This window comes from Streptomyces sp., assembly GCF_031178505.1.
Lineage (GTDB): Bacteria > Actinomycetota > Actinomycetes > Streptomycetales > Streptomycetaceae > Streptomyces > Streptomyces gulbargensis.
The window spans coordinates 1-9,856 of record NZ_JAPSIW010000195.1 but is presented as its reverse complement, the minus strand read 5'-3'; the positions used below and the strand labels follow the sequence as shown (position 1 = coordinate 9,856).

8 protein-coding genes are annotated in these 9,856 nt (G+C 73.3%); 3 read left to right on the top strand and 5 right to left on the bottom strand.

What is annotated here, in order from left to right; translation table 11 throughout:
• Positions 1-38: 38 nt before the first annotated feature.
• Both RIF68_RS15565 and RIF68_RS15560 read right to left on the bottom strand, forming a co-directional pair.
• Positions 39-341, bottom strand: a complete 303-nt coding sequence (locus RIF68_RS15565; RefSeq protein WP_309051843.1) for a hypothetical protein — start codon at positions 339-341, stop codon at positions 39-41.
• A gap of 131 nt (positions 342-472) precedes the next feature.
• Positions 473-2,905 (bottom strand): immune inhibitor A domain-containing protein, encoded by a 2,433-nt coding sequence (locus tag RIF68_RS15560; protein WP_309051842.1) that lies wholly within the window; start codon positions 2,903-2,905, stop codon positions 473-475.
• A 349-nt stretch (positions 2,906-3,254) separates the two neighbouring features.
• Between RIF68_RS15560 and RIF68_RS15555 the strand changes: the two genes are divergently transcribed.
• A complete protein-coding gene (locus RIF68_RS15555; protein WP_309051841.1) occupies positions 3,255-3,572 on the top strand; it encodes a hypothetical protein in 318 nt (105 codons plus the stop codon).
• Positions 3,573-3,598: 26 nt separating this feature from the next.
• Here the strand turns inward: RIF68_RS15555 and RIF68_RS15550 are convergent, their stop codons facing one another.
• On the bottom strand, positions 3,599-4,330 hold the full coding sequence (locus RIF68_RS15550) for an RDD family protein (RefSeq protein ID WP_309051840.1): 732 nt from the start codon (positions 4,328-4,330) through the stop codon (positions 3,599-3,601).
• Between the two features lie 92 nt (positions 4,331-4,422).
• A complete protein-coding gene (locus RIF68_RS15545) occupies positions 4,423-5,877 on the bottom strand; it encodes an RDD family protein (RefSeq protein ID WP_309051839.1) in 1,455 nt (484 codons plus the stop codon).
• A gap of 312 nt (positions 5,878-6,189) precedes the next feature.
• On the opposite strand from RIF68_RS15545, the gene RIF68_RS15540 reads away from it, so the two are divergent.
• Positions 6,190-6,681, top strand: coding sequence for an SsgA family sporulation/cell division regulator (locus tag RIF68_RS15540; RefSeq protein ID WP_309051838.1), 492 nt, complete (start codon positions 6,190-6,192; stop codon positions 6,679-6,681).
• A 95-nt stretch (positions 6,682-6,776) separates the two neighbouring features.
• Here RIF68_RS15540 and RIF68_RS15535 read toward each other — a convergent pair whose 3' ends face one another.
• The gene (locus RIF68_RS15535; protein ID WP_309051844.1) at positions 6,777-8,144 is read right to left on the bottom strand and encodes an FAD-linked oxidase C-terminal domain-containing protein; all 1,368 of its coding nucleotides are present in this window, start codon (positions 8,142-8,144) and stop codon (positions 6,777-6,779) included.
• A 199-nt stretch (positions 8,145-8,343) separates the two neighbouring features.
• On the opposite strand from RIF68_RS15535, the gene RIF68_RS15530 reads away from it, so the two are divergent.
• On the top strand, positions 8,344-9,798 hold the full coding sequence (locus RIF68_RS15530) for a tetratricopeptide repeat protein (protein ID WP_309051837.1): 1,455 nt from the start codon (positions 8,344-8,346) through the stop codon (positions 9,796-9,798).
• Positions 9,799-9,856 lie beyond the last annotated feature (58 nt).

Sequence of the window (9,856 nt, the reverse complement as noted above, 5' to 3'; positions counted from 1 at the left end):
GGAGGGTGCGGGCCCGGTGCCACGGCCCGTGGCGGGCTTCAGGCCGCCGGGGCCTTGGGGAGGGTGCGGACCGGGTGCCACAGCTCGTGGCGGGTGGCTCGCCACAGCAGGCCCTCGGGGTGGTGGAGGACCGCGGTGATCTCGTCGGGGGTGGGCGGCTCGGTGTTGCCCCGGAGGTAGACGGCCCGCAGGCCCAGGTTCCGCAGCCGGGTCAGGGCGCGGGCCCGGTTGGCGGCGTGCACCAGGAAGCGGACGGTGGCCCCGTCACCGGCCGGGCTGGGCAGCCCTATCGCGACGACGACACTGCCTCCCGGCAGCTTGCAGAACCCTCCAGCGGGCATGCGGAACCACTCCCCCGTGAGTTGGCTGTCAGCACTGTCAATAAGAACTCGGTCAGAGGCACCTAAACACGATCGGCCGCCGCCCGCTAGGGGGCGACGGCCGATCACGCTATGACCTGCGGCTTTACCGATTATTTGGTCGACGGGCCCACGCGGACCGTGATCGTCTGGCCGTTCTTCGGCTCCTTGACGACCTCGATCTTGGTGTTGGTGTCAGTTACCTTGACGCCGGCCCGCTTGGTCTCCTCGAACCAGTAGGTGCCCTTCCGGTCGTCGAAGACCGGGTTGCCCCGCTGCGAGTGGATCCAGGTCGGCACGTCCGCCTTGTGGAGCTGGAAGGCGTCGGTCCGGTAGGTGCCGAAGGTGGAGTCGTACGCCTGGACGCGGTTGCGCATCAGGGTGCCGTCACCGAACTTCAGCGGGGTCGGGTGCGCGTCCACCGGAAGGATCAGGCCCTGGCCGGGGTGGACCGAGGTGTTGTTGTCCTTCTGGGACAGGTCCCACTTCCAGATGAGCAGACCGTTCTGGTACGGGTAGTGCTCGACCCAGCTGGCGCGGTCGCCCGTGAAGCCGAAGTTGTACGGGCCGACCTTCAGGGTCTGGTCGTACGAGACGTACTGGCGGTTCTCCGCGATGTAGTACTGCTCGTACTCCTTGGTGAAGCCCTTGCCCACGCGCGAGAAGCCCTTGGGCGTCCAGCCGTTGTCACCGTTCTCGGCGTTGTCCGAGAAGACGGCGGCACCGTCGGCGGTCAGCGTGATGGCGTCGGCGGTGAAGCCCTTGCCGCCCGCGCCGCCGTCCGTCTGGTAGCGGAAGCGGAGGTCGAACTTCTTGCCCGCGTACGCGCTCAGGTCGTAGACGAGCTTCTTGTGGGCGCCGGAGACGTCGGTCAGCGCCGGGGAGCCGGCCGCGTCGCGCGGGAGCGGCTTGCCGTCGGCGGTGCCGTCCACGGCGGTCCAGTTGGCGCCGCCGTCCGTCGACACCTCGGTGTAGAGGTAGTCGTACTCGGCCTCGATGTCGTACCAGCCCTGGAGCTCCAGGGAGGCGGACGACTTGCCGGTCAGGTCGACCGAGCGGGTGAGGGTGTTCTTGAGGTCGTCACCCATGTCGCTCCACCACTGCGAGGCACCCTCGGCGGGGGCCACGATGTCGGTGGTGACGGCCTTCTTCGGCAGCTCGACGAGGAGCGCCTGCGGGTTCTTCGTGTTGTACGCGGCCACACCCAGCTTGTGGGTGGACTTCGCGGCGCGCTGCTCGTCGCTCACCTTGGTGTAGTTGAGCCAGCCGAGCTGCAGCTTGTCCCAGGCGTTCATGTCGCCCGGCATGTCGCCGATGGAGTCCTTGCCGAGGCCCAGCCAGGAGCCGGAGGACATCAGGGACCAGTAGCCGGTCGAGTTCTCGCCGCCCGCGGTGTCGTACAGGTCGGGCAGACCCAGGTCGTGGCCGTACTCGTGGGCGAAGACGCCGAGGCCGCCGTTCTCGGGCTGCATCGTGTAGTCGCCGACCCAGATGCCGGTGTCACCGATCGGCGTGCCGCCGGCCTTGTTGTGGGCCGGGCCGGTCTTGCCGGCGTTGGTGCCGTACGCGTACCAGCGGTGCGCCCACAGCGCGTCGGAGCCCTGGGCGCCGCCACCGGCCGACTCGTCCTCGCCCGCGTGGACGATCTGGAAGTGGTCGATGTAGCCGTCGGCCTCGTTGAAGTTGCCGTCGGCGTCGAAGTCGTAGCGGTCCCACTGGTCGTACTGGGCCATGTCGGCCTTGATCTGCGCGTCCGTCCGGCCCTTGGCCTTCTGGTCGGCGACCCAGGCGTTGACGCCGTCGCGGACGGTGTCCCACACATTGGCGCAGTTGCTCTGGCCGCAGTAGTTGGAGCCGTAGCGGGCCTCGTTGTAGGGGACCTTGACCCAGTCGGAGACCGCGCCGTCGACCGAGTAGCGGCCGGACGAGGTGCGCTCGTAGTAGGTCTTCAGCGAGTGCTTCTGCTGGCCGGTCTTCGGGTCCTTGCCGGAGCCGAAGTACAGGTCCTGGAAGTGCTGCTGGTTGTAGTCCGCCTGCCAGGCCGTCGAGTTGTCCTTCGTACGGTCCGGCTGGGCTATCCGGTTGTGCAGCGGGCCGGGCGTGCCGCCGAACTTCGGCTTCAGCTCGTCCGTCTCGTCGTCCTTGCGGTCGACCAGGGTCGTGTCGTCGACCTGGTCGCCGAACTCGACGAGGATGGTGAAGATCTTGTCGGTCTTCTCCCGGCCCAGCTCGACGTACTTCTTGGCGTCGAGCTTGACCACCTGGGAACCGCCCCGGCGCTCGACCTTGGCCTCTCCCTTGAGCACCTGCTCCAGGGCGGCCTTGCGCTGCTGCGCCTGCTGCTCGCTGAAGGGGCCCTCGAGGTCGTGGTCGACCGTCGTCTTGTCGATCCCGGCGCCCGGCGCCGGGTCCTGGCGGACCTCCGCCGGCGTGACGACCCCGTGGTCGTGCGCCCAGGCGGTGCTGAAGGTCGAGGCGGTGGCGGCCGTGGCCGCGAGGGCCACGACGACTGCGGACGCTCGGATAGTCCGTCGTCTGTTGGTCACTTGGTGTTGTCCTCCCCGGCGCCCACGCCCTCGGACCGAAGGTGGGGTATCCGTCCGGCGGGGTCGCGCGTCACAAGTGACGACATTCGACCGGAGAGCGGCGAGAAAAGACAGATCTTGACTTGCACAGACCAACTGCACTATGCGGGTGCTTGATTCCGATTATCGGACAGTCAAGGCACATTCCTCGCCGGAAAGTTGGCGTTTCGTTCCGCCGTGCGTCTGTGCGCCCCTCGTGCACCGGCGGGGTGGATCAGGTCACGCTTACCCGCCGTTCCCCCCGGGCATCGTGCGTCGTAGAGTCGACCCGATGTCCGGAGGGGCGATGTCCGGAGGGGTGGTACCCGTCATGCAGCGTCCGCACGCGCGCTCGCTCCCGCTCGTCCACGGCTCGGCCGTCGTCGTCCTCGTGACCGCCACCCTCCTGCTGATCTCCGGCACGACCTCCGTCCCCGGCATCGGCGCGGCCTGCGCGGCGGGCCTCGTCCTCGGCGTGCTGGTCGCGGTGACGTCCTCCGGCGTGCGGGGCAGGGCCGTACGGGCCTCCGCGCCGGCTCCCGCGCCCGGGGTGCCCCCCGGCGCGGTCGCGGGACGGCCGGACGGCGCGGAGGTCCGGGTGTCGGCCCCGCGCGCGAGGACGCGGACCGGGACCCGGACCGGTTCCTGAGCGGCTGCCCGCCCGCCGCCGCACCTCTAACGCGGCGCGCTGACGACGACCGTCCTCGCCGCCTTGTCGTGCAGACCCTGCTTGTACGGCTTGTCGACCAGGATCAGGATGAGCAGGAGCAGCGGCCACAGGCAGGCGCAGCAGATCAGCGCGGGCAGCCACAGCACGACGGCCCTGAGCAGGGACTGGCTCATCGGCGGGGTGGAGCCGTCGTTGAGCATCGCGACCCGCAGGCCCATCAGCTTCTTGCCGACCGTCCGGCCGTTCCTGGCCGTCATGACGGTGTCGTACGCGACGTAGGCGACGATCGTGAGGAGCTGGAAGACCCACTGGCTCCCGCCGTTGAAGGTGGTGACCGTGTCGCCGAAGTCGTCGCCGTTGACCGTCGACCGGTCGTAGACGTCGAACGGGATGCCGATGATCGCGAGCGGGACGGCGATGATCAGCCAGTCGATGAGCCGCGCCAGGATGCGCCGGCCGGGGTCCGCCAGCGGCGGCATCCCGGCGAGCGGGTCGGTCCCGCCGTACCCGCCGCCGTAACCGCCGTACGGGGGCGGGGGCGGCGGCACGTCGCCGCCGTACGGCGAGCCGTAGGGGCTTCCCGGCGGGGTGTCGTACGGCGAGCCGGGCGGCGGTCCCCCAGGGGACTCACCCCCGGGCGGCGGCTGTCCGCCGGGCGGCGGTGTGGGCTCCCCGGGCCTCTTGCGGAACGGGTCCTCGTCGGGCGGCGGGCCGGGCGGCGGCTGGTCGGTGCTCATGGGGGCAGTGCATCCCGGGGCGGAGGGGCCCGCAAGAAATCACCGCCCGGTCGGGGGACGCGGCATCGTTCCGGGCCGCGGGTGACCCGGTGTCAGCGGGCGACGAAGGTGCCGGCCGCCTTGTCGTGCCAGCACTGGCGCCAGGGGCGGTCGAAGAGACACCACAGCACGTTGAGCACACCGACGGCGAGCACGCCGAGCACGGTGTAGAGGAGCCAGCGCCGCAGGGCCTTGCCGAAGGTCGGCGGCTCGTGCGCCTCGATGTCCCGTACGTGGATCCCGCACAGCTTCTTGCCGAGCGTGCGGCCCCACTTGGCGGTCGGCAGCGCCTCGTAGAGCAGGCCGAGGACGAAGAACGCGGCGAGCGCGATGCCGAACTGCACGGAGGTCGTCGAGTCCACCAGCCACACCTGGACGGTGACGCCGGACTGCTTCGCGGCCTCGATCTTGGCGTCGATGTGATCCAGGGCGGCCGTCACGAAGGGGTAGGAGGCCCCGCCGATCAGGGCGCCCAGGACCAGGGTGTCCACCAGTCGTGCCAGCAGCCGCCGGCCGAGCCCCGCGGGCCGGGCCGAGGCCTGCTCCCGGGCCGCCTGGAGGAACGGGTCCTCGACCGGCGGCTTCCAGGGCACGACCGGTTCCTGCGGCTGGGGGTGGGCCGGGGGCTGCGGGTGGACGGGGGCCGGGGGCTGAGCGGCGGCCTGCGGGTGCGACGGGTGGGGCTGCTGGGGCTGGGCGGGCGTTTGGGGCTGCTGCGGTTGGGCGGGCGCCTGAGGCTGCGGGGACGGCTGCGGCTGCGGGGTCCACGCCGGGGTGGGAGCCGGTACGGGGGCGGGGGCCGGGGCCGGCACGGGGGCGGGTGCCTCGGCGGCGGGCGCGGGGGTCGGCACCGGGGTGACCGGCATGCCGCCGAGGCGGGCGGCTCCCGCTCCGGCCCGGGGGTCCGCGGGCGGCGCCGGGGCGGAGGCGGCCTCCCGGGGCTCGGCCGGTTCGCTGCCGCCCGCCACGGGCCAGTCGGCCGGCGTGCGCGGATCGGGCACGACCGGCGCGGTGCGCAGCTGCGCCGGGGGCTCCTCGGCCGTCTCGTGGGGCGCCCCCCAGGAGACCTTCCGGCCGTGCTCGCCGCCGAAGCCGGCCTGTCGGGAGGTGTCCGCCTGCCAGGCCGAGGCGGGCTCCTGCGCGGCCGGTTCCTCGTCGAGGAAGACGGGGCCCGTCTCCTCCACGGCCGGAACGGCGGCGGAGGCCGGCACCGGGCCCGGGGAGGAGGGGGAGGAGGGGGCGGGGGCGGCGGGTGCCGGGGAGGCCACGGCGACCCGGTCCGCGGCCGGCGCGGCGGGGGCAGGGGCCGGGCTGGAGGCCAGGACCGGGCCCGCGGGCCGCGCGGAGGCGGGCGGGTTCGGCGGAGCCTCGCCCTCCTTGGGCGCGGGCCGGCTCGTACCGGGCACCCAGGCGCCCCCGTTCCAGTACCGGATGTATCCGGGAATGGACGGGTCCGGGTAGTACCCCGCCTGCGGTACCTCTTCGCCGCCTCCAGGAGGAGTAGCCACTGCCCCGACTCCGTTCAGTCACAACGCCTTTGATCCGCACGGCCTCGCGCCCGGCGTGCCGCGCCCCAGGGAGGACAGTAACGAAGAACGTCCCCGAGGGAACAAAGAGCCCGCGAGAAAGCCCGCCTTCGAGCGACACATCCCGGAATCGATCACTCAAAGTGATGTTCGGGCCGTCGCATGAACTGCTCCGGCGGATCTCCCCGAAGTCCCGGGAGAAAACTTTCCCGAAGTCGCGTAATGAACCGCGTCCACCCCGCTCTCTCCCGGTGAAGGCCCGACCGGGGCCCGCCCACGAGAGGACGTACGACCGTGCAGAACACCGACGACACCACCGTCGAGCGCGAGCTGGAACTGAGGCTGGTGCTCTCCCCCGAGCGCTCCGTCCCGGTCCCCGCGCTGCTCGCCTACCGCACGGACGACCCGTACGCCGTCCACGTCACCTTCCACATCGGCTCCGCGCACCCGGTCAACTGGACCTTCGCCCGCGAACTGCTCGTGGAGGGGGTCTTCCGGGCCTGCGGCCACGGGGACGTCCGGATCTGGCCGACCAAGGTGGAGGGCCGGGGCGTCGTCCTGATGGCACTCTCCTCCCCCGACGGCGACGCGCTCCTCGAAGCGCCGTCCGCGCAGATCTCCGCCTGGCTGGAACGGACCCTGCGGGCCGTGCCGCCGGGCACGGAGTCCGAGCGCCTCGGCATCGACGAGGGGCTCGCCGAACTCCTGACGGCCTCCGTGGCCACCGACGACCTGTGGCTGCGCGACCCGTGGCCGTCGGACGAGTCCCAGGACGGCGAGCTGTGAGCCGGGGCCGCCGGCTCACCCTCGTACCGCCGCCGGACTCCGTGCCTCCGGGTGGGTCCGTACCTCCGGCCGGGTCCGTACCTCCGGGCGAAGGGTCAGAACAGCTTGCCGGGGTTGAGCAGACCGAGCGGGTCGAAGGTGCGTTTGATGCCGCGCTGGAGCTCCACGCCGACCGGACCGAGTTCCCGGGCGAGCCACTCCTTCTTGAGCACGCCCACGCCGTGCTCCCCGGTGATCGTGCCGCCGAGGGAGAGGCCGAGGCCCATGATCTCGTCGAACGACTCCCGCGCCCGCCGCGACTCGTCCTCGTCCGCGGGGTCGAAGCAGACGACGGGGTGGGTGTTGCCGTCCCCGGCGTGCGCGCAGACGCCCACGGTCAGCCGGTACTTCTCCGCGATGGCCGCGGTGCCGTCGAGCATGGCCGCCAGCTTGGTCCGGGGCACGCAGACGTCGTCGATCATCGTGGCGGGCCGGATCGTCTCCAGGGCGGTGAGGGCGAGGCGGCGTGCCTGGAGGAGGAGTTCGGACTCGGCGGGGTCGGCGGCCGGGACGACCTCGGTGGCGCCCGCGGCGGTGCACAGCTCCCCGACGGCGGCCAGGTCGGCGACCGGGTCGGCGGTGTCGAAGGCGCACAGCAGCAGGGCCTCGGTCGTGTCGGGCAGCCCCATGTGGGCCAGTCGGTTGACGGCCCGCACGGTGGTACGGTCCATCAGCTCCAGCAGCGAGGGAGTGTGCCCGGCCGCCATGATCGCGCAGACGGCCTCGCAGGCGGCGGCCGTGGAGGGGAACTCGGCGGCCAGGGCCAGCTGCACCGGTGGCCGCGGCTTCAGCGCGAGCACCGCCCCCACGACGATGCCGAGGCTGCCCTCCGACCCGACGAACAGCCGGGTGAGGTCATATCCGGCGACACCCTTGGCGGTGCGGCGCCCGGTCCGCAGGAGCCGGCCGTCGGCGAGCACCACGTCGAGGCCGAGGACGTACTCGGCCGTCACGCCGTACTTGACGCAGCACAGGCCACCGGAGGCGGTGCCGATGTTCCCGCCGATGGTGCAGGTCTCCCAACTGGACGGGTCGGGCGGGTAGTACAGGCCGTGTTCGGCGACCGCCCGTGACAGGACCGCGTTGACGACGCCCGGTTCGACGACGGCGATGCGGTCGACCGGGTCGATCTCGAGGATGCGGTCCATCTTGACGAGGGAGAGCACGACGCAGCCCTCGGAGGCGTTGGCGCCCCCGGAGAGTCCGGTGCGGGCGCCCTGGGGCACGACCGGGACGCGGAGCGCGGTGGCGGTCCGCATGACGTGCTGGACCTGTTCGACGGTGCGCGGGAGCACGACGGCCGCGGGGGTGCCGGCCGTGCAGAAGCTCGCCATGTCGTGGGCGTAGGAGGCGGTGACGTCCGGGTCGGTGAGCACGGCCCCGTCGGGCAGCCCGGCGCGCAGGCGCTCGTGGAGCTCGGCCAGGGCGCCGGGGTCCGGCGCCGCCCCGGGTTCGCGGTCCCGGCCACTCCCCTGCCGGCCGGCCCGGTCCCGCTCGTGAAGATCCCGCTGCTGAAGATCGTCCATGGGTCCAGCGTGGCACTCGGGGCCATCGGTGTGAACCCGCCGGGGCGGGCGCTTCGTCTCCTCTTCGTACCGGGTCCGGCGGGCGCAGAGTGACGCCATGAAAAGCGAGAACGTGGCGCGGTCGGTCCTGCTCGCCGGGGTGGGCGCGGTGCTCGCGGCGACGGCTCTGCTCTATCTCCCCGGCCCGGGTCCCCAGGGCCCGCCGCGCCCGCCCGGCCCCGCCGAGCGGGCGGCGATCGCCGCGCACGCCGGGACGCAGGCCGCCCTGCCCGACCTGGCGGCGCTGATCGGCGACCGCGAGAAGTGGCTGCGCGCCCACCCCGAGGACGCCGTGTCCTGGGCGGTGCTCGGGACCGCGTACGCCGAACGGGGCACGCGCCTGGCGGACGCACGGGACTTCCCCCGGGCCGAGCGGGCCCTGCGGCGCTCCCTGGAGGAACGGCCCGCGGCCCGGGGCAACCTGGACGCGCAGCTGGGCCTCGGCGTGCTCGCCGCGGCGCTGGGCGACTGGCGGGCCGCGAAGGAGTGGGGCGAGCGGGTACGGAAGGCGGAGCCCAAGCGGTGGACGGTCCATCCGCTGCTCATCGAGGCCTACAGCGGTCTCGGCGACTACGCGGCGGCCCGCAAGGCGCTGGAGGACTACGAGAAGCTGCACACGGGCGCCGCGGTACGGGCCCGGGCGGCGCAGGTGTACCGCGACCGGGGCTGGCGTGAGGACGCGGGCGCGGCGGCGCTGGACGCGGTGGCGCTCGCCGGTTCGGCGGCGGAGAAGGCGGCGGCCCTGTCCCGGGTCGGGGACCTGGCGTGGGAGCGGGGCGAGGCGGCGGAGGCCCTGGAGCAGCACGGGGCGGCGCTGCGGCTCGTACGGGACCACGGGCCGTCCCTCGCGGGCCGGGCACGGTCGCTCGCGGCGCTCGGCCGTTCGCAGGAGGCGGGGGCCGCCTGGGAGGCGGCGCTGGCCCGGCTGCCGCTGCCGGAGTACCTCCTGGAGGCGGGCGAGCTGGACGAGTCGCTGGGCCGGGGGGCGGAGGCGCGGGCGCGGTTCGAGCGGCTGCGGACGGGCCGCTGGGTGCGGGCGGAGGCGGTGCTCGGGCTGCTGGAGGCGGACCACGGCGATCCGGCGGCGGCGGTGACGCGGCTGCGCGCGGAGTGGGCGCGGGGGCACCGCTCGGTCCAGGTGGCGGACGCGCTGGGCTGGGCGCTGTACCGCTCGGGCGAGCCGGAGGAAGCCCTGGAGTTCGCGAAGCGGGCGACGGACGAGGGCCTGCGCAGTGCCCTGTTCTCGTACCACCGGGGCGAGATCGAACGGGCCCTGGACCTTGACGGACCGGCGCGCCGGCACCTGGAGGAGGCCTTGCGGATCCACCCGTCCTTCTCCCCGCTCCATGCCCCCAAGGCGCGCGAGGCCCTGGCGGCCCTGGGCGAACCGTCCGAGGAGCTGCCGGCGGAGCTGCGGGGCGGGGCCGAGCGGCGGGCCGGCACCGGGCGGCAGGCGGGGGCGCCGGACGGCGCGCCGGGGTCGGTCCGGGAGGCGGCGGCCTCGGGGGCGTGAGGGCGGAAGCGGGAGGGCCCGGGGGGTGCGGGGCCGGGGACCCGGGGGGGGACCGGGC

What these genes read in the sequence shown, in the direction of transcription:
- RIF68_RS15550 (WP_309051840.1), bottom strand. Translation starts at nt 4,330, where the DNA reads ATGAGCACCGACCAGCCGCCGCCCGGCCCGCCGCCCGACGAGGACCCG.
- RIF68_RS15530 (WP_309051837.1), top strand. Translation starts at nt 8,344, where the DNA reads ATGAAAAGCGAGAACGTGGCGCGGTCGGTCCTGCTCGCCGGGGTGGGC.
- RIF68_RS15565 (WP_309051843.1), bottom strand. Translation starts at nt 341, where the DNA reads ATGCCCGCTGGAGGGTTCTGCAAGCTGCCGGGAGGCAGTGTCGTCGTC.
- RIF68_RS15555 (WP_309051841.1), top strand. Translation starts at nt 3,255, where the DNA reads ATGCAGCGTCCGCACGCGCGCTCGCTCCCGCTCGTCCACGGCTCGGCC.